The organism is Micromonospora sp. NBRC 101691 (genome assembly GCF_030269285.1).
Taxonomy (GTDB): domain Bacteria; phylum Actinomycetota; class Actinomycetes; order Mycobacteriales; family Micromonosporaceae; genus Micromonospora; species Micromonospora echinospora.
The window spans coordinates 131,504-150,631 of the sequence record NZ_BSTB01000014.1; the positions used below are offsets into that span (position 1 = coordinate 131,504).

General features: G+C 70.9%; 14 protein-coding genes. 10 read left to right on the forward strand and 4 right to left on the reverse strand.

Features of this window, described 5'->3' with window-relative positions; all coding sequences use genetic code 11:
• Positions 1 to 191: 191 nt before the first annotated feature.
• Positions 192 to 2,654: a putative bifunctional diguanylate cyclase/phosphodiesterase gene (locus tag QSK20_RS21215; RefSeq protein ID WP_285790345.1), complete on the forward strand. Its 2,463-nt coding sequence runs from the start codon at positions 192 to 194 to the stop codon at positions 2,652 to 2,654.
• Here the strand turns inward: QSK20_RS21215 and QSK20_RS21220 are convergent.
• Entirely contained in the window at positions 2,634 to 3,665 is a 1,032-nt protein-coding gene (locus QSK20_RS21220; protein WP_285790346.1) for a LacI family DNA-binding transcriptional regulator, read from the reverse strand. The two genes, QSK20_RS21215 and QSK20_RS21220, sit on opposite strands and share 21 nt — an antisense overlap.
• A gap of 349 nt (positions 3,666 to 4,014) precedes the next feature.
• On the opposite strand from QSK20_RS21220, the gene QSK20_RS21225 reads away from it, so the two are divergent.
• From QSK20_RS21225 to QSK20_RS21245, 5 genes are all read left to right on the forward strand, one after another.
• Positions 4,015 to 5,301, forward strand: a complete 1,287-nt coding sequence (locus QSK20_RS21225) for an ABC transporter substrate-binding protein (RefSeq protein ID WP_285790347.1) — start codon at positions 4,015 to 4,017, stop codon at positions 5,299 to 5,301.
• Between the two features lie 90 nt (positions 5,302 to 5,391).
• Positions 5,392 to 6,393, forward strand: a complete 1,002-nt coding sequence (locus QSK20_RS21230) for a carbohydrate ABC transporter permease (protein WP_285790348.1) — start codon at positions 5,392 to 5,394, stop codon at positions 6,391 to 6,393.
• The gene (locus QSK20_RS21235) at positions 6,390 to 7,271 is read left to right on the forward strand and encodes a carbohydrate ABC transporter permease (protein WP_285790349.1); all 882 of its coding nucleotides are present in this window, start codon (positions 6,390 to 6,392) and stop codon (positions 7,269 to 7,271) included. Before QSK20_RS21230 ends, QSK20_RS21235 begins: the two co-directional genes overlap by 4 nt.
• On the forward strand, positions 7,268 to 9,844 hold the full coding sequence (locus QSK20_RS21240) for a glycoside hydrolase family 2 protein (protein ID WP_502888971.1): 2,577 nt from the start codon (positions 7,268 to 7,270) through the stop codon (positions 9,842 to 9,844). Before QSK20_RS21235 ends, QSK20_RS21240 begins: the two co-directional genes overlap by 4 nt.
• 221 nt (positions 9,845 to 10,065) lie before the next feature.
• A complete protein-coding gene (locus QSK20_RS21245) occupies positions 10,066 to 12,075 on the forward strand; it encodes an FAD-dependent oxidoreductase (RefSeq protein ID WP_285790350.1) in 2,010 nt (669 codons plus the stop codon).
• Positions 12,076 to 12,200: 125 nt separating this feature from the next.
• On the opposite strand, the gene QSK20_RS21250 is transcribed toward QSK20_RS21245, so the two are convergent.
• Positions 12,201 to 12,677 carry a flagellar protein FlhE gene (locus tag QSK20_RS21250; RefSeq protein WP_285790351.1) on the reverse strand — a complete coding sequence of 159 codons (477 nt, stop codon included), beginning with the start codon at positions 12,675 to 12,677 and terminating at the stop codon, positions 12,201 to 12,203.
• A gap of 584 nt (positions 12,678 to 13,261) precedes the next feature.
• On the opposite strand from QSK20_RS21250, the gene QSK20_RS21255 reads away from it, so the two are divergent.
• Both QSK20_RS21255 and ygiD read left to right on the forward strand, forming a co-directional pair.
• Entirely contained in the window at positions 13,262 to 14,500 is a 1,239-nt protein-coding gene (locus tag QSK20_RS21255) for a S8 family peptidase (protein WP_285790352.1), read from the forward strand.
• Positions 14,501 to 14,823: 323 nt separating this feature from the next.
• Positions 14,824 to 15,705 carry a 4,5-DOPA-extradiol-dioxygenase gene (gene ygiD / locus QSK20_RS21260; protein WP_285790353.1) on the forward strand — a complete coding sequence of 294 codons (882 nt, stop codon included), beginning with the start codon at positions 14,824 to 14,826 and terminating at the stop codon, positions 15,703 to 15,705.
• Positions 15,706 to 15,941: 236 nt separating this feature from the next.
• Here the strand turns inward: ygiD and QSK20_RS21265 are convergent, their stop codons facing one another.
• Complete coding sequence (locus QSK20_RS21265) at positions 15,942 to 17,171, reverse strand: pectate lyase (RefSeq protein WP_285790354.1); 1,230 nt, start codon at positions 17,169 to 17,171, stop codon at positions 15,942 to 15,944.
• Between the two features lie 250 nt (positions 17,172 to 17,421).
• Between QSK20_RS21265 and QSK20_RS21270 the strand changes: the two genes are divergently transcribed.
• A complete protein-coding gene (locus QSK20_RS21270) occupies positions 17,422 to 17,577 on the forward strand; it encodes a hypothetical protein (RefSeq protein ID WP_285790355.1) in 156 nt (51 codons plus the stop codon).
• Between the two features lie 68 nt (positions 17,578 to 17,645).
• Here QSK20_RS21270 and QSK20_RS21275 read toward each other — a convergent pair whose 3' ends face one another.
• A complete protein-coding gene (locus QSK20_RS21275) occupies positions 17,646 to 17,840 on the reverse strand; it encodes a hypothetical protein (protein ID WP_285790356.1) in 195 nt (64 codons plus the stop codon).
• A gap of 260 nt (positions 17,841 to 18,100) precedes the next feature.
• Between QSK20_RS21275 and QSK20_RS21280 the strand changes: the two genes are divergently transcribed.
• Positions 18,101 to 19,084, forward strand: a complete 984-nt coding sequence (locus QSK20_RS21280; RefSeq protein ID WP_285790357.1) for a hypothetical protein — start codon at positions 18,101 to 18,103, stop codon at positions 19,082 to 19,084.
• The last annotated feature ends 44 nt before the right edge of the window (positions 19,085 to 19,128 follow it).

The following is a 19,128-nucleotide window of genomic DNA, read 5'->3' on the forward strand; positions in this document are numbered from 1 at the left end:
GGTCGTTGCTGCGGGCAGAGGTGTGCCGGTTTCACGTCCGGGCGCCCCGGCCCCGCCCACGGAGGTGACCGATCCTGTCCCTCGTACCGCCACCCCGCAGCCCCGTACCGGCGCCCGAGGCCGCCGTCGTCGCGGCCGCGCTCCTGTGCGTCGTCGCCGGCCTGGTCCGCCTGCTGTCCGCCCCGGTCGCGGTGACGCTCGCCGTGGCGGTGGCCGCGACCGTCGCCACCGCCCGGCTGGTCCGGCTGGCCCGCGCGGACCGGGCGGTCCGGCACACCGTCGCGCTGCTCCACGGCGGGGTGGCCGCGACCGCGCTCTGCGTCGCCGGGCTGCCGCTGGTCGCCCCGGGCAACCGGGCGGCGGTCGCCACCGTCGGGCTGTCCGCCGTCGCCCTGCTGCACACCCTCGGCCTGCTCCTGCTGCCGGGGCGTGTGCCGCTGCCGACCGCCGTCCGACTGCGGGAGGTCACGGACGCCGTCGGCCTCGGCCTCAGCCTGGCCTTCGCCAGCTGGATGCTCCTGCCCGCCGGGGTCGCTCCGGTGCCCGTCCGGGCGGCCCTGGTGGTCGCCGCCGGCGGGATCTCGGCGGTCCTGGTCACCGCCTCGACCGGCGGGCCGCCCCGGGTCGGGCTGGCGGCCTGGCGGGCCGGTGCCGTGGCGAGCCAGCTCGGTCTGACCGCTCTGGTGCTGCTCCACGCCTACCGGGCCCCGGAACCGGTGACCCTGCTGGTGGCCCCGCTGACGACGGCCGGCGTGCTGCTGACCGTGGCCGGTGCCCGCCGGTCGACCCGTCCGGCCCCGCCGCACCACGCCGGTCCCGCCCCGGTCTGGCCCCGGATCACCGCCCCGGCCGTGATCGCCTCCCTGGGCGCCGGCTACCACCTCGCCCAGGTCGGGGCGTTCGACCGCACCGCGATCGCCCTCGGCCTGGCGGTGATCCCGCCGCTGGTCGTCCGGGAACTGCTGACCGCCGCCGACACCCGTCGGTACGCCGCCCGGCTCACCCGGCAGGAGGCCCGGTTCCGGGCGCTCGTCTCGGGTGGGCACGACCTGATCATTCTGCTCGACGACGACCTGCGGGTGCGCTGGCAGTCGCCGGTCGCTCCCCGACTGTTCGGGTGGACCGACGCCGACGTGCTCGGTCGTCCCTTCATCGACCTGCTCCACCCCGCCGACGCGCCCCGGGCCGAGGCCGTGCTGGCGGAGGTCCGGGCCGGGCGACCGCCGGGGCTGCTCGCCGTCCGGATGCGCGACGGTCGGGGAGCCTGGCGGGAGACCGAGTCCACCGTCGGCGACCAGCGCGACGTCCCCGAGGTGGCGGCCGTCGTCCTGCACGTGCGGGACGTCGGCGAGCGGTGCCGGTTGGAGCGCACCGTGCGCCACCTCGCCGTCACCGACCAGCTCACCGGGCTGGTCAACCGGCGTGAGCTGCGCCGGGCGCTGACCGTTCGGCGAACCGAACCGGGGGAGCCCGCCACGCTGCTCGTGCTGGACCTGCACGGCCTCTGCGAGGTCAACGACGGCAGCGGGCAGGCCGTCGGCGACCTGGTCCTCGTCGAGGTGGCCGAACGCCTGTGCGCCACCGCCGGCCCGGACGACCTGGTCGCCCGGCTCTCCGGGGACGAGTTCGCGGTGATCGCCGAAAGCGGTTCGGTGCCCGCGTACGGGCTCGCCGTCCGGCTGCTCACGGCGCTCACCGAGCCGTACCGGCTGCCCGGGGCGCAGGTGCGGCTGGAGGTGAGCATCGGGGTCGCCGACACCGCCGCCGGTAGCGCCGACGACGTGCTACGACAGGCCGACCTGGCCCGACGGCGGGCCAGCCAGCTCGGTCGTAACCGGATCGAGTGGTACGACGTCTTCCTCGAGGAGCAGTTGGTCCGCCGGCTGGACCTGGAGCGGGAACTGGCCGGCGCGGTGACCCGGGGCGAGCTGGACCTGGTCTACCAACCGGTGCACCGCCTGGCCGACCGGGCGCCGGTGGGCACCGAGGCGCTGTTGCGCTGGCGCAGCCCCCTGCTCGGCACCGTGCTCCCCGCCGAGCTGATTCCGGTCGCGGCCGACCTGGGCCTGCTCGACGAGGTCGGGCAGTGGGTGCTGGACCGGGCCTGCCGGCAACTCGCCGCCTGGTCGTCGGCGCGCCCGCTGCTCTGGATGGCGGTCAACGTGACCCCGGCCGAGCTGACCGCGCCGGGCTTCGTCACCCGGGTGGCCGGCACCCTCGCCCGGCATCAGGTGGCGGCCGACCGGCTGGTGGTCGAGGTCGGCGAGGCCGGGCTCGACGTCGACCTGCCGACCGTGACGGCCCGGCTGGCCGGGCTGCGGTCCCTCGGTGTCCGGACGGCGCTGGACGACTTCCACGCCGGGCGTGCCTCCCTGCGTCGGTTGCGGGAGCTGCCGATCGACCTGGTCAAGGTCGATCCACGGCTGGTCGGGGGCGGCGGGCCGGAGCAGCCCCTGATCGACGTGGTGCTGAACCTGGGCGGGCGCCTCGGGTTGGAGGTCGTGGTGGAGGAGCTGGAGTCGGCCGGCCAGGTCGACCGGGCGTACCGCGCCGGCTGCCGGTACGGGCAGGGCTTCGCGCTCTCCCGCCCGGCGACCGCCGAGCGGGTGGAGGCGTTCCTGGAGGAACACCCGTCACCGGACGCGTTCACCTGACCGGGGTGGTGCGGTGCTGCCGCGCGGGGTCAGGTGAGCCGTCTCGTCCTGGAACGCGCTGACGGTCTCCCCACCGATCGCCGCCAGCAGGTTCCGGGCGGCGAGTGCGCCGTACGCGGGGATGTCCCGGCCGAGCGCGGTCAGCGGCGGGTGGACCAGCCGGCAGAGCGGGGAGTCGTCCCACGCCACGATGGAGAGGTCACCGGGGACGGCGAGACCCATCTCCTGGGCGACCGCGAGCCCGGCGACGGCCATCACGTCGTTGTCGTAGATGACCGCGGTGGGTCGGCCCGGGGAGCTGAGCAGTCGCCGGGTCGCCCGGGACCCCTCCTCCCCGGTGTAGTCGGAGGGGACGGTCACCGCGTCGACCAGGCCGAGTTCCCGGCACACCCGCTCGAACGCCTCGGTGCGGTTCCGGGTGTGCAGCAGGTCGGGCAGGCCACCGACCCGGGCGATCCGGCGGTGTCCGAGGGCGACCAGGTACTCCACCGCCTCGACCAGCGCGGCGGCGTCGTCACACCAGACGCTGGGCAGCGTGCCGGTGTGTCCCGGCCCGCCGATCACCACCGCGGGCAGGCGCAGTTCCTCCAGCACCGGCACCCGCCGGTCGTTCACGCGCAGGTCGCAGACGAGCACCCCGTCGACCCGTCGTTCCGCCCACCAGCGCCGGTAGACCGCGATCTCCGCGTCCTGGTCGGCGACGACCTGGAGGGTCAGCGCGTACGACCGGGCGGAGAGTTCGGCCTCGACGCCGCTGATCAGCTCCATGAAGAACGGTTCGATGCCGAGGATCCGGGCCGGACGGCACAGGGCCAGCCCGACCGCCGCGGCGGTGGCCCCGGAGAGGGCCCGGGCCGCGCTGCTCGGGCTGAAGCCGATCTCCTCGGCGATGGCGAGGATGCGCCGCCGGGTGGCGTCGGAGACCCCGGGCTGTCCGTTGAGCGCGTAGGACACCGCTCCCTTGGAGACTCCGGCCCGTCGGGCGACGTCGGCGATGGTCGGCCGTTTCACCGGCGCGTCCCTCCACTTCCCGGTCGCCCTCGCGGGCGGTTCCCTGCGGGCCCTCGGGCTGATCATGCCCGGCCGGCCCCCGGCGCACCCACGCTACTGCACGCGGTGGGCGTCCGGCGGGAGCGACGGCACTTGCCCGGTTAAGCGGCACCCTTTCCCGGCGGTCAGCCGCTCTCCCCGCCAGGAGTGAGGTGCGTCCAACAGTCATTGGGCGCGTGCCTACGGCATCCTGAAATGTCGATCATGGTCAATCGTTGACATGCCGGAAACCGGCTCGTACGGTGGCCTGACTTATCCGGTTCAGTCGACGTCTCTCGATCCCGGGAGCGTTCCCATGCGGAGGAGTGACATGGCACGGTCCTGGTCTCGATGGGCCCGGCTGGCCTCGGCGGGTGTGGTCAGCCTGGCCATGGTCGCGGCGTGCAGCGGCAACAGCGGTGGCGGCGGAGCCGACTCGGGCGGCACCGTCACGCTCAAGATCAATTTTTGGGGCGACTTCGGCCTCGACGAGCTGAAGTCGACGTACGAGTCGGCCAACCCGAACGTCAGGATCGTGCTGAACACGGGGGAGTACAACGCCCAGCACGAGGACCTCCAGAAGAAGCTGATCGCCGGCAGCGGCGCCCCCGACATCGCCGCCGTCGACGAGGGCTTCGTCGTCCAGTTCCGGGGCCAGGCCGACAAGTTCGTCAACCTGCTGGACAAGGGCGCCGACCAGTACGAGCAGAAGTACCTGCCCTGGAAGTGGCGGCAGACCCTCACCCCCGACGGCAAGACCCAGATCGGCCTCGGCACCGACGTCGGCGGCCTGGCCATGTGCTACCGCACCGACCTCTTCGCCGCCGCCGGCCTGCCCACCCAGCGGGAGCAGGTCTCCGCGCTCTGGCCCACCTGGGACCGGTTCGTCGAGGCCGGTCAGCGGTACACCGCCCGCAGCGGCAAGAAGTTCATCGACTCCGGCACCAACATCTTCAACCCGGTCCTCGGGCAGCAGCCGGTCGGCTTCTACGACGAGAACGAGACGCTGAAGATGGACGGCGGGCCGAAGGTCGCCTTCGACGTCGCCGCGAAGAGCATCGCCACCGGCCTCTCCGCCAACCTCACCGCCTTCTCGCCCGAGTGGAACAGCGGTTTCGTCAAGGGCGACTTCGCCGTGCTGGCCTGCCCGGCCTGGATGCAGGGGCACATCAGGAACACCGCGCCGCAGACCGAGGGCAAGTGGGACGTGGCCGCGATCCCCGGCGGGGGCGGCAACTGGGGCGGCTCCTTCCTGACCATCCCCAAGCAGGGGAAGAACGTCGACGAGGCGTACAAGTTCCTGGAGTGGCTGATCCAGCCGGAGCAGCAGATCGAGATCTTCAAGAAGGTCGGCAACCTGCCGTCCCAGCCGGCGCTCTACCAGGACCCGGCGATCCGGGACTTCGCCAACCCGTTCTTCAACAACGCGCCCGTCGGGCAGATCTTCTCCAAGACGGCCGAGAACCTCACCCCGCAGTACCTGGGCCGCAGGAACGGCCCGACCCGGGTCGCCGTGGAGAACGTGTTGAACCGCCTCGCCACCGGCAACCTCAAGGGCAAGCCCGACCAGGCCTGGACCGAGGCGGTCAAGGAAGCCGAGAAGGCCGCGAACTCCTGACCGTACGCGGACGGTCGGCCGGCGGGACGTACCCACGGGGGTCGTTCCACCGTGCCGGCCGGCCGCCGGTGGCGAACCCGGAGGTCCCCGATGCCCCCCACCCGTGCCGCCGCCACGGCGCCCCGACGTGGCCGTGACGCCCGCCCCGAGCCCGACGCGCGCGTGTCCCGCTGGCGCGACCGGCTGTACCGGTTCGACGTGCGCTACCTGCCGTACCTGCTGATCGCGCCGTTCTTCCTGCTCTTCGCGCTCTTCGGGCTCTTTCCGATCGTCTTCAACGGGGTCGTGGCGCTGCGCACCTGGCGGCTCGACGACCCGACCCGGGACGGCTGGGCCGGCCTGGACAACTTCCGCCGCCTGCTCTCCGACGGCGACTTCTGGAACGCGCTCTACAACACCTTCGGGATCTTCCTGCTCTCCACCGTGCCGCAGCTGCTGCTGGCGCTGGTCGTGGCCGCGCTGCTCAACCGGAAACTGCGGGCGCAGACCTGGTGGCGGGTGGGCGTGCTGCTGCCGTACGTCACCCCGGTGACCGCCTCCACGCTGATCTTCTCGGTGGTGTTCGCCCGGGACACCGGCATCGCGAACTGGGCGTTGTCGCTTCTCGGCATCGGCGACACCGAGCCGATCGACTGGCGCGCGTCGACGTGGGCCTCCTGGATCGCCATCGCCACCATGGTCAACTGGAAGTGGATCGGCTACAACGCGCTGCTCTACCTCGCCGCGATGCAGTCCGTCCCGCGTGACGTCTACGAGGCGGCGGCGGTCGACGGGGCCGGCCCCTGGCGGCAGCTCTGGCGGATCACCGTACCGATGATCCGGCCCGTGGTGATCTTCACGGTGGTGCTCTCCACCATCGGCGGCCTGCAACTGTTCACCGAGCCGATGCTCTTCGACAGCAACCCCGCGCTCGGCAACGGCGGCGACGACCACCAGTGGCAGACCATCGCCCAGCTCATCTACAAGGTCGGCTGGCGCGACCTCAACCTCGGCTACGCGGCGGCGATGTCCTGGGCGCTCTTCCTGGTCATCCTGGTCGTCGCCGCCGTCAACGCCCTGCTCACCAACCGCCTGGGCGGAGGGAAGCGATGAAGAACCGACGGCGGGCCGCGCTGACCGGGCGCGCCCCGCAGCACACCCCCGGCAGCGTCTGGAGCTACCTCTTCCTCAGCGTCGTCATCGCGTTCTCGGCGTTCCCGCTGTACTGGATGTTCGTCATCGCGACGAACACCGACGAGGCGCTGGCGAAGATCCCGCCGCAGGTGCTCCCCGGCGGGCAGCTCGCCACCAACCTGCGCGAGGTCTTCTCGATGCAGGACGTCTTCTTCCTCCAGTCGCTCGGCAACAGCGTCATCGTCTCGTCCGTGGTGACCGCCTCGGTGCTCTTCTTCTGCTCGCTGGCCGGATTCGCCTTCGCCAAGCTGCGGTTCAAGGGACGGAACGCGCTGATGGTGATGGTGATCCTCACCATGACCGTGCCGAACCAGCTCGGCGTGGTCGCCCTCTACATCCTGATGGGGCACATGCCCGGCGAGGGCGGCTGGAACGGCACCCTGCTCGCGGTGATCGCCCCCGGTCTGGTGACCGCGTTCGGGGTGTTCTACATGCGACAGTTCATCCTCGACGCGGTCCCCGACGAACTCGTCGAGGCGGGCCGGATCGACGGCGCGAGCACCATGCGGATCTTCTGGAGCGTGGTGCTGCCGGCGGTGCGACCCGCGCTGGCCGTACTGGGCCTGCTCACCTTCGTGGCCACCTGGAACGAGTTCCAGTGGCCCCTGATCACCCTGGGCGGCACCGACTACCCGACCTCGATGGTCGCCCTCTCCGACCTGGCCAGCGGCAACTACGTGCTGTACCGGCGGGTGCTGGCCGGTGCCCTGGTCGCCACCCTGCCGCTGCTGGTGATGCTGGTCATCGGCGGTCGGCAGATCGTCCGCGGAATCATGGAAGGCGCGGTGAAGTCGTGAACCACACGCACGGGGGCGCTCCGAACCGGCACGCCCTGCACGACGGCTGGACCCTGCGGGCGCTGCCCGCCCCGCCGGCCCCGGCCGAGGCAGACCAGGCCGACCCGGCTGGCGCGGTGACCGTCCCGGCGGGCATCGCCGGCCGGGTGATCCCGGCGACCGTGCCCGGCTGCGTGCACACCGACCTGCTCGCCGCCGGGCTGATCCCCGACCCCTACCTCGACGACAACGAGACCGGGCTCGCCTGGATCGGCCGCACCGACTGGGTGTACGAGACCACCTTCGACCGGCCGCCGGGCGACGCGGACCGGACCGACCTGGTCTGCGCCGGCCTGGACACCGTCGCCACGCTCACCCTCAACGGCGTCGAGCTCGGCCGGACCGAGAACATGCACCGAAGCCACCGGTTCGACGTCGGGGCGCTGCTACGCGACCGGGACAACCACCTCGTCGTCCGGTTCGACTCCGCCTACCGGTACGCCGAGGCACACCGGGACCGGCTCGGCGACCGGCCGAACGCCTACCCGGAGCCGTTCCAGTTCATCCGCAAGACGGCCTGCAACTTCGGCTGGGACTGGGGTCCGACCCTGGTCACCGCCGGGATCTGGCAGGAGATCGGCCTGCACGCCTGGTCGACCGCCCGGCTCGCGGACGTCCGTCCCCTGGTGACCGTCGCCGACGGCGTCGGCACCGTCGCGGTGCACGTCACGGCCGAACGGGCCGCCGACGTCCCGCTCGTCGTCCGCGCCACGGTCGCCCGCGTGACCGCCGAGACGGTGCTGCCGGCCGGGGAGAGCACGGCGGTGCTCGACCTCACCGTCCGCGACCCCCGGCTCTGGTGGCCCCGGGGGTACGGCGACCCGCACCGGTACCCGCTGACCGTCACCCTCGGCGCCCTCGACGGCACCCCGCTGGACGACTGGACCCGGCGGATCGGCTTCCGGTCGGTGCGCCTCGACACCGCCGCCGACCCGCACGGCAGCGCGTTCGCCCTGGTCGTCAACGGGATTCCGGTCTTCGTCCGGGGCGTCAACTGGATCCCCGACGACGTCTTCCCCGACCGGGTGACCCGCGACCGGCTGGCCCACCGCTTCGACCAGGCGATCGGCGCGAACGTCAACCTGCTACGCGTCTGGGGCGGCGGCCGGTACGAGTCGGACGACTTCTACGACCTCGCCGACTCGCTCGGACTCCTCGTCCAGCAGGACTTCCTCTTCGCCTGCGCGGCGTACCCGGAGGAGGAACCGTTCCGCACCGAGGTCGAGGCCGAGGCGCGGGAACAGGTCACCCGGCTGGCCGTCCACCCGTCCCTGGTGCTCTGGACCGGCAACAACGAGAACATCTGGGGCTGGCACGACTGGGACTGGCAGGAGCCGCTCGCCGGGCGGACGTGGGGGCGGGGCTACTACCTCGACCTGCTGCCCCGGATCGTCGCCGAACTCGACCCGACCCGCCCGTACTGGCCGGGCAGCCCGTGGTCGGGCCGCGAGGAGATCCACCCCAACGACCCGGCGCACGGCACCACCCACATCTGGGACGTCTGGAACACCGACGACTACCTGAAGTACCGCGAGTACGTGCCCCGGTTCGTGGCCGAGTTCGGCTACCAGGCCCCGCCCGCGTACGCGACGCTGCGCCGGGCGCTCTCGGACGACCCGCTCGCCCCGGACTCGCCCGGCATGGCCCACCACCAGAAGGCCATCGACGGGAACCGGAAGCTCCAGCGCGGGCTGGAGGCGCACCTGCCCACCCCGGCCGACTTCGACGAGTGGCACCACCTGACCCAGGTCAACCAGGCCCGTGCCATCGCCTGCGGGGTGGAGCACTTCCGGTCGCACCGGGGCGTCTGCATGGGCGCCATCGTCTGGCAGCTCAACGACTGCTGGCCGGTGACCTCCTGGTCGGCGGTGGACGGCGACGGACGCCGCAAGCCGCTCTGGTACGCCCTGCGGCACGCGTACGCCGACCGCCTGCTCACCGTTCAGCCCCGCGACGGTGGCCCGGCCGGCGGAGGTGGCCTGGCCGGCGGTGGCGACCTGGCTGGCGGTGGCCTGGCCGGCGGCGGTGGGCTCGTCCTGGTGGCGGTCAACGACAGCGGGCAGCCGTGGCGGGCCCCGGCCACGGTCACCCGGCTCACCCTGGCCGGCGAACCGCGCGCCAAGACGTCGTACGAGCTGGACGTGCCGCCCGGCGCGGCGGTGACCCTCGCCCTGCCGGCGGACCTGGCCCGTCCCGAGGACGCCCGGCGTGAACTGTTGGTCGTCGAGGCGGGGGAGAGCGCCGAGCGGGCCCTGTGGTTCTTCGCCGAGGACCGGGACATCCCCTGGCCGGCGGCGGCCCACGACGCCACCGTCGAACCGGTCGACGGTGGGGTACGGGTCCACGTCCGCGCCCGCGCCATCCTTCGCGACCTGACCCTCTACCCGGACCGCCTCGACCCGGCCGCCGAGGTCGACCGGGCGCTGGTCACCCTGCTCCCCGGCGAGTCGACCACCTTCACCGTCCACAGCCGACTACCGCTCGACCCCGCCGCCCTCACCACACCCCCGGTGCTGCGCGCGGTCAACGGCTAGCCGGGCGCGGCGCGCGCTGAAGTGTTAGCAGGGGACCCCTGTTACCGCTTTTTGATGAGGAAGGGTCCCCTGCAACCACCCCCGGACGCACCACCACGAGAGCCGGAGCGCCCCCGCTCCGGCTCTTGACATCGCGCAACCTATGGACAAAAGTCGATTGAGTTCGGGGTGCGGCGGCGCGCTCCCTCCCCTCGAAGGCCCGTGCCCGAAAGGCAGCCGCCATGTCGCCTGTGCTCAATCGCCGTCACCTGCTGCGCCTCGGTGGTGCCACCCTGCTCGTCGCCGGCTCCACCGGCATCGGCCTGCCCGCCCTGGCCGCCGACACCGTCACCGCCGACCTGGTCGTCTACGGCGCCACCTCGGCCGGCATCGTGGCCGCCGTGCAGATGCGCCGGATGGGGCGCACCGCGCTGATCCTCGAACCGGGCCAGCACGTCGGCGGACTCACCACCGGCGGACTCGGCTACACCGACAGCGGCACCAGCGCCTCCATCGGCGGCATCGCCGGGGAGTTCTACCGGCGGGTGCACGCGAAGTACCACGGCAACACCGTCACCCCCGACTCGCCGATGCGGCTGGTCTTCGAACCGCACGTCGCCGCCGAGGTCTTCGACGACCTGCTCGCCGAGCACGGGGTGCCGGTCTACCTCAACACCCGGCTCGCCCAGGTGGTTCGCGCCGGTAACCGGATCACCGCGCTCACCACCGACAACGGGCAGACCTTCGCCGGCCCGATGTTCGTCGACGCGACGTACGAGGGCGACCTGATGGCGAAGGCCGGTGTGTCGTACGCCCTCGGCCGCGAGGCCAACGCGGTGTACGGCGAGACGATCAACGGGGTGCAACTGCGTAGCGGCCACCAGTTCACCCGGCCGGTCGACCCGTACGTGGTGCCCGGCAATCCGGCCAGTGGCCTGCTTCCCGGTATCTCCGCCGCGCCCGTCGCGCCCAACGGCACCGGCGACGGGCTGATCCAGGCGTACAACTTCCGCATGTGCCTGACGAAGGCCGCCGACCGGATCCCGTTCCCGAAGCCCGTCGGCTACGACCCGGCCGACTACGAACTCCTGCTCCGCTACGTCCAGGCCGGTTTCACCGGACCGTTCTTCACCACCCAGGGCGTCGGCAACGGCAAGACCGACTCCAACAACCACGGCGCGTTCTCCACCGACTTCATCGGCGCCAACCACACCTACCCGACCGCCAGCCCCGCCGCGCGGGAGAGCATCGTCGCCGACCACCGCACCTACCAGCAGGGCCTGATGTGGTTCCTGGCCAACGACCCCCGGCTGCCCGCGTCGGTCCGGACCTCGACCGCCGCGTGGGGCCTGGCCGCCGACGAGTTCACCGCCACCGGCGGCTGGCCACCCCAGTTGTACGTCCGGGAGGCCCGCCGGATGGTCTCGGCGTACGTGGTGACCGAGCGGGACTGCCGGGGCCGGGTGCGGGTCGCCGACGCGGTCGGACTGGCCAGCTACACCATGGACTCGCACAACTGCCAGCGGGTCGTGGTCGACGGCGTCGTCAAGAACGAGGGCGACGTGCAGGTCGGGGTGCCCGGCCCGTACCCGATCAGCTACCGCGCGATCGTGCCCACCGAGGCGCAGTGCGCCAACCTCCTCGTGCCGGTCTGCCTCTCGGCCAGCCACATCGCGTACGGCTCGATCCGGATGGAACCGGTGTTCATGATCCTCGCCCAGTCCGCCGCCACGGCGGCGAAGCTGGCGATCGACGCGGGGACGCCGGTGCAGCAGGTCGACGTCGCTGCCCTCCAGACCCGGCTACGCCAGGACGGCCAGCACCTCCAGTGGCCGCCGGCGGTCGACGGCGAGATCGTCGTCGACAACGCCTCGGCCGCGGTGACCCGGGCCGGCACCTGGCTGAGCAGCAGCCACGTCAGCGGGTACTGGGGCGTCGACTACGAACACGACGGCAACACCGGCAAGGGCGTCAACCGGCTGCGCTTCACCCCGGCCCTGCCGGCCGCCGGCAGCTACGCGGTCAGCCTGCGCTGGACCGCCGACCCCAACCGGGCCAGCAACGTACCGGTGGACGTGGTGCACGGCGGTGGCGTCACCACCCGTACCGTCGACCAGCGCGGTTCCGGCGGACAGTGGGTGTCCCTCGGGACGTACGCCTTCGCGGCCGGGACGGCCGGCAGCGTCCTGATCCGCACCGACGGCACGGACGGCTACGTCGTCGCCGACGCCGCCCGCTTCCTCCCCGCCTGACGCCGCCCAACCCGGCGTTCGGCTTCCTGTTTGCGGCAAGTCGGGGTGTCCGGACACTCGGACACCCCGACTTGCCGCATGTCGCTGATGCAGGCCGACGTAGGCCGACGTGGGCGGGGCCGCGGTCAGTGGGAGACGACGTGGAGCGGGGAGTCCTGGGCGCGGGCCGGTGACGGGGTGGTGTAGGTGTAGTTCACGATCACCGAGTGCTGGCCGCCGTACCGGTAGGGGCTGAGGACCTTCGTCACCGGGTCGAGGACGGCGAGCCGGAACAGCCAAGCGCGCTGCGCCGACAGGCCCGCCCAGGCGGTGGTGTTGCCGGTGGCCCAGCCGTTGGGCAGGTCGAGGCAGAGCAGTTGCCCCGGCCCGTTCGGGTTGCAGAGCTGGGCGATCACGTTGAAGTGGTTGGAGATCGAGTACGACCAGTAGATCGTGCCGATGGACGACACCGCGGGCGTGCCGGGCAGCGCGTTGACGGTGGAGCTGGAGTACCACCAGTTGGTCTGGTACAGGACGGCGCCGGTCGGGTTGACGACGTAGCCGGCGTCGGCGGCACGGGCGGCGGAGGTGGGTAGCAGGACGGCGATCACGGAGGCGATCACGATGCCGATCCTTCGGACGGTGGTCACAGGTGGACCTCCATTCGTGGGAAGGCCATCAACCTAGCGTTGAGTGTCGATGTGTGTGCAGAGGGTGATCATCCACTGCTCATCATCCGACCGCAGGATGGCGATCGAGGCTGGACTCCCGCCCACCCGGGCCCCGCGCAGGCTCGAAGCCGGCTCGGGGTTCTCTGCCTGATCTGCTTGCGACGACTCGGCGATTGGTCGACATTGATGCCGAATCTTATTCTATTGGCAGTTCGGGTGCGCCATGCTGGGTTGATTGAGGCTTGGGAAAGATATCCCAAGAGTCCGCACCGAGCAGCGCACCCTGGTCCGATTGTCTGATTTTTCCGCCCGAACCCGAGCGTCCGACGTTGGCGTGGTTGACGCCCGGCTCGCTGCTGGCCACGGCAAACGAGGGTGCGGGGATCGTAACTACTTAGTCGAACATCAATATTATGGAGTGTTGTTATGTTCAAATAAAGAGAATCTTGGATTACCTTTCGGGTAGCCATTCAGGGCCGGTCCCAGCCGTGGCGCCTCGCCAGTCGAGAACGGCCACAGTAAGGAGGAATCGGGAAATGTCGCTCCCCCGAAAGCGCAAGGGTCGAACTGCCGCCCTGGGGGTCGTCGCCGTCTCGGCGATGGTCACCGCCATGATCGGCACGCCGGCCGCCGCCGCTCCGACCACCGGCAGGATTCTCAACGCCGGCAGCGCCACCGCCGTCGCCGACAGCTACATCGTCGTCCTCAAGGACAGCGCGGTGGGCGGCACCGCCGGCCGGGCCAAGGCCGCCGTCGCCAGCAAGGCAGCCTCCCTCGCCGAGCGCTACCGCGCCACCGTCCGCGACGTCTGGGGCGACGCCCTCAACGGCTTCTCCGTACGCGCCAGCGAGAAGACCGCCAAGCGGCTCGCGGCCGACCCGGCGGTGGCCTACGTCGAGCAGGACGGCACCGTGCAGACCACGACCACCCAGTCCCCGACCCCGTCCTGGGGCCTGGACCGGATCGACCAGCACCCCCTCCCGCTGGACAACTCCTACAGCTTCACCAGCACCGGCTCCGGCGTCGTCGCGTACATCATCGACACCGGCATCCGGACCACCCACACCGACTTCGGCGGACGGGCCGTCCACGGCTACGACGCGGTCGACGGCGCCCTGCCGGCCGACGACTGCAACGGCCACGGCACCCACGTCGCCGGCACCGTCGGCGGCACCCGCTACGGCGTGGCGAAGAACGTCCGGCTGGTCGCCGTCCGGGTCCTCAACTGCGCCGGCAGCGGCACCCTCGCCGGCGTCATCAACGGCATCAACTGGGTGACCAGCAACCACGTCTCCGGCCCGGCCGTGGCCAACATGAGCCTCGGCAGCACCCTGAACACCTCGGTGAACGCCGCGGTGACCAACTCGATCGCCGACGGCGTGACCTACGCGGTCGCGGCCGGCAACTCCAACGCCGACGCCTGCAACTTCTCGCCGGCCTCGACCCCGAACGCGATCACCGTCGGTGCCACCGACAGCAACGACATCCGCGCCTCCTACTCCAACTGGGGCAACTGCGTCGACATCTACGCGCCGGGCACCGGCATCACCTCGGCGTGGATCACGAGCACCACCGCGAGCAACACCATCAGCGGCACCTCGATGGCCTCCCCGCACGTGGCCGGCGCCGCCGCCCGTGTCCTACAGGTCAACCCGGCCTGGACGCCGGTGCAGGTCCGCAACTACCTGGTGACCTGGTGCACCTGCCCGTTGCCCCCCTGGCCGCCGTGTCCGTGCCCGCCCCCCGTCCTGCTCTACATGGACCCGGCGTACTGACCTGACACCCACCCGATCGGCCCCGGGGCGTCATCGCCCCGGGGCCGATGCCGTCCCATCGAGCCGGTACTCCAGTCGTAGTGATCCAGACAGCAGCCGAGGGTTGGTTCGTCGGCCTCCCGGGCGGTGCCGGTGTGGCTTCGGACGGCGGCGCGCTGGTGAACTCGTCGCTTCTGGGAAGCGTGGCGCTGACGCCGAACGGTCGAAGTGGCGCGCGCGCCAGCAACAGTGGATAGGCTCTGTTCGGCATGGTTCACCTGCGGCCTCCGGGCTGACGCCAGGGCTGCGGCGTTGCCACCACCGGCGTCGAGGAAGGCTCGATCGTGACGGCAGACCCGGTCAGGACCTCGGACGTCCGGATGCCGGCGGCCTTCTTCGGCCACGGCAGCCCGATGAACGCGCTGGAGGTCAACCGCTACACCGCAGCGTGGAAGGCCTTCGGCGAGAGCGTGCCGCGACCCCGGGCGATCCTGGTCGTCAGCGCCCACTGGTACATCAACGCCACCGCCGTGACCGCCATGCCGAGGCCGCGCACCATCCACGACTTCTACGGCTTCCCCCGGGAGCTGTTCGAGGTGCAGTACCCCGCCCCCGGGCTCCCCGAGCTGGCCACCGAGGTCAGCGACGTGGTCCACCCGACGTGGGTGGGCGCGGACGTCGACAGCTGGGGCATCGACCACGGCACCTGGTCGGTGCTCGTGCACGCCTTCCCCGACGCCAGCATCCCGGTCGTCCAGCTCAGCATCAACGCCGCCAAACCCCTGGACTACCACCTGGAGCTGGGCGCGAAGCTGGCTCCCCTGCGCGACCGGGGCGTGCTCGTCGTCACCAGCGGCAACGTGGTGCACAACCTGCGCGGGATGGACTGGAACCTCACCGACGGCGGCTACGACTGGGCGCGGCGCTTCGACGAGGACGCCAAGGCCCGCATGCTCACCGACCCGACCGGGTTCGCGAGCCTCGACGCCCACCGTGACTACGACCTCGCGGTGCCCACCCCGGACCACTTCATCCCGGCGCTGTACCTCGCCGGCCTCGCCGGAGCCGCCGACGTGCCGGAGACCGAGGTCCTCGTGGACGGCTACGCCTATGGTTCGCTGTCGATGACGGCGTACGTGCTCGGTCGTACCGGCCAGGGCGCCCCCGACGGCACCGGCTCCCCGCAACCGCCGGCCGATCTGCCTCCCGACGCGTCCAACATCTGACCGGGTCGCTGATCCCACCGCGCTGGCGGGTCGAGCCCTGACGGTCGACCGCGTAGCGGCTCCTCCGGCATCCCCGCCGGCGGACCGTCAGGGTCGGGCACCATGACGGGTGCTGACGGTACCGGGGTCGACGGTCTCACCGAGGCGCTGCGGCGTCGAGGGTAGCGACCGTGTGTAGGTGTGTGGGGCACCCGCCGTCAGACGGGTGCCCCTTCGCGAACAAGCGTGTCTGGTGACTACCGGAAGGTGACGTCACTTCTGTTGACCTTGCAGTTGGCGTCGTTCCAGCCCTCACCGAGGTAGCTGGGTTCGCTGCCCTTGGGCACGCCCTTGTACTTGCCGCAGATGGTGGCCGAGCCGATCACGACCACGCGAGTGATCGTCGCGGTGTCGTTCCAGTTGCTGTTGATGCCGGCGAGCATGTCGATGTCGTCGACGAGGACGTTGTCGATACGCACGTGGCGGGTGTGCGAGGTGGAGCAGTTGCCGCAGCCGCGGTACAGCTTGCCGGAACCCTTGAGGTAGAAGCCGGAGATGCTGACCGTGCCGTTGCCGTTGTGCTGGAAAGTCTTGTCGCTGCCGTTACGCGCGCCGCCACCGATGATGTAGGAGGTACCGCCGTTGGTCTGCTTGAAGGTGGCGGCGTCCTCGCCGATGTCGTTCCACCACACGTTGCGCAGCGTGCAGGTCCCCTCGCAGTGCACGCCGTCACCTGCGGGCGAGCCGAGGATGACGTTCTGCAGCGTGCCACCGTTGGCGATCTTGAACATCGGGTCCTGCGACTCGCCCTGCCCACCGTCACCGATGCAGCAGTAGGTCTTCATCCCGCCGTCGAAGGTGCCGGAGACGCTGACCGTGCCCGAGATGCTCACGGAGCCGGCCGACGACGGCCATGCGCCAGTCGGCGTGCCCGGGTTGCCGGTCGGGCCGGGCGTCGGACTGCTGGTCGGGCTGGCCGTCGGACCGCTGGTGGGGCTGGAGGTCGGGGTCGGGTTCGACCCGCCGCTGGAGTACGTCTCGAACTCGGCGATCCGAGGAGTGCCGGACCCGCTGGTGATGACGAAGGAGATCTTCTTCAGCGACGTCGAGGAGAAGTTGATGGTGCTCGGGGCGCTGCTGCCGCTGGCCAGGACGGAGCCCGTGTCGTGGTTCTTGAGCTGCCAGCCGCTGATCGAACCGCCGCCCGAGGCCTGCACGATGACAGCCGAGGACACCGTGGTGGCGCTGCCCCACTTGACCGAGACCGTGCCGGTCGAGCCGCTCGGCGACCAGTAGGTGCTGGCGTTGCCGTCGATGACGTTGCCATAGCTGGTACCACTGGCCTTGCTGGAGCCGTCGGCCCCGGCACCGAGGCTCAGGTTCGTGGCGGCCGAGGCGTTGGGAACCTGCAGCGCCAGCGCGACGACGGCACCTGCGACCACAGTGGCACCGCCGGCCAGCCACCGCGTGGCGACTTTGCGTCTCATCCGATGTCACCTTTCAGACATAGAAACCTGGTAGAGGAAAGCGCTTTCCGGCAACGATAGAGAACGGTTGATGATGAGGCAAGGGTCACATCCAGTATGTATATTTATGCCAGTGCAAGTCCGATATGGGCATAAGAAGCACCGCCTCTTGGGTTAGGAACTCGCCCCACTGCGGTTTCCGATCACCGCCGACGAGGTGTCGGCGCTGCTCGTTCGGGCTCAGACGCCGGCGGCCCACGACAGTGTGGGGGTGGCCGACGGCGGACCGGGCATGCCGGTGACCGGCTGGAGCACCACCGGCGGCGACTTGTGTGTCCCGCACTTCGTGGGGATGCACGCCCTCCAGGCGGTGCCCCTGGTCGCCCTGGCCCTGGCCCGGCTCCGTAGGAGTTCTCTGGGTCGCTGAGCGGGGTGGGCGGAACGTGGAGCGGCCCCGGCTCGGTGTGGATGACCGAGCCGGGGCCGCATGACGGGTTAGCGGCTGCCCCGTAGGCGGCGGTGTGCCGCGACGACCATGTCGCTGATGGCGATCAGGGCGACGATGGCGAGCGCGAGCCCGCGTGCCTCCACGGCGGCTGCGGTGGCACCGGCAACGGATCCGGCACTCCGCATGGTGACCCAGGTCAGTTCGTACGGCTGGGGTGGGCGGCGCTGCTCCTCGGGCTTCATTCTCTGCCTCCTCAGGTCGTCTGCGACCCATTAGGAGGCCGGGCGGGCGGCTTTCCGTCCCGGCGGTTCAGGGCTGCCCACAGAACGTCCGTGACCACCGCCAACTCGTGTTGTGTCAGGCAGCGAAGCGGGGGTCGAGGGCGTTCTCGTGCCGGCGGCTGACATTTTCGCGGGAGTCCGCCGAATCGGCCGGATAGTCGGCACGCGAACCGCTACTTTGGATCGTCACATCTGAAGGTGCAGGTCGAAAGGAAGCAATCATGGTCAGCTATGCGCAGGCCGTGCTGCCGCGATGGCACGGGCGGGACGGAAGCGATCTTGCCAGCCTGACCTCGGAGATCGCTGATTGGTCCATGTCGACCGCCATGCGCGACCTGGTCGAGTGCTTCGACGAGAAGTGGCCGTCCGGGGACGTCGTCGAGGTGTTGGCCGGCCTGGAGGAGATCTCGGCCCGCTGTTGGGACTTCCGGGCCGGTGGTGAACGGGCCGCCGCCGTCGCCAGGGACTTCTCCAGAGGCGTCACCGAGCGGGTGCATGCAGCCGCTGCCGCCCTCGGCCTGCGTCACCACAATTTGCCCCGTGAGCGCGCCTACGACCACGTCCTTATCCACGGCGGCCTGCTGCGGGGCTGCCTGATCCGGGCCGGTCACGCAGCCGCCCTGCTCGATGGGGTCATCGACAGTCCCGAGGTCTGCGGGTTGGGCAGCTTCCGCCCGACGACCGAGCCGGAACAGTCGATGGCATCGGAGTTGGCGGTCGGGGAGTGCGGCGACGAGTTCGACGCCATGGACATCGCGCTGCGGTCGGCCTTTCCCGGTGCCGTACGCGATCGTGAGACGGGAGAAAAGTCGCCTGACAAGCCCCATGTCTCCTTTCTGACTCGGGAATATCGAATCCCGATCGGCCCCCGCCTCCGGGTCCTGGCAGCGCCGTCCTCAGATCCGAACCGGCGAGCCAACACCGCGGACACCTGTACGTTCTGGGCGAACTCCGTGGGCCGGCCTGATCCAGGACAGAAGATCCTCCTGGTCACCACCGAACACTTCGTCCCCTTCCAGCACGCGGACGCGATCCGGGTTCTCGGAGTTCCGTACGGCTGCGCGGTGGAGACGGTCGGTGTCGACCCGGCCACCGTTTCGAGCGGACACCTTCGGCAGCGATTGACCACCACCAACTTCCTGCAGGAGACCCGGTCAGCTATTCGGTCCATGCAACTTCTGCTGTCCACTGTGCACACTGGCTGAGTCCCGCCTTTGGGGAGGCCACGTGTCGGGGAAATCCGCAGCCA

What these genes read in the sequence shown, in the direction of transcription:
- QSK20_RS21225 (WP_285790347.1), top strand. Translation starts at nt 4,015, where the DNA reads ATGGCACGGTCCTGGTCTCGATGGGCCCGGCTGGCCTCGGCGGGTGTG.
- QSK20_RS21230 (WP_285790348.1), top strand. Translation starts at nt 5,392, where the DNA reads ATGCCCCCCACCCGTGCCGCCGCCACGGCGCCCCGACGTGGCCGTGAC.
- QSK20_RS21235 (WP_285790349.1), top strand. Translation starts at nt 6,390, where the DNA reads ATGAAGAACCGACGGCGGGCCGCGCTGACCGGGCGCGCCCCGCAGCAC.
- QSK20_RS21245 (WP_285790350.1), top strand. Translation starts at nt 10,066, where the DNA reads ATGTCGCCTGTGCTCAATCGCCGTCACCTGCTGCGCCTCGGTGGTGCC.
- QSK20_RS21255 (WP_285790352.1), top strand. Translation starts at nt 13,262, where the DNA reads ATGTCGCTCCCCCGAAAGCGCAAGGGTCGAACTGCCGCCCTGGGGGTC.
- QSK20_RS21265 (WP_285790354.1), bottom strand. Translation starts at nt 17,171, where the DNA reads ATGAGACGCAAAGTCGCCACGCGGTGGCTGGCCGGCGGTGCCACTGTG.
- QSK20_RS21275 (WP_285790356.1), bottom strand. Translation starts at nt 17,840, where the DNA reads ATGAAGCCCGAGGAGCAGCGCCGCCCACCCCAGCCGTACGAACTGACC.
- QSK20_RS21280 (WP_285790357.1), top strand. Translation starts at nt 18,101, where the DNA reads ATGGTCAGCTATGCGCAGGCCGTGCTGCCGCGATGGCACGGGCGGGAC.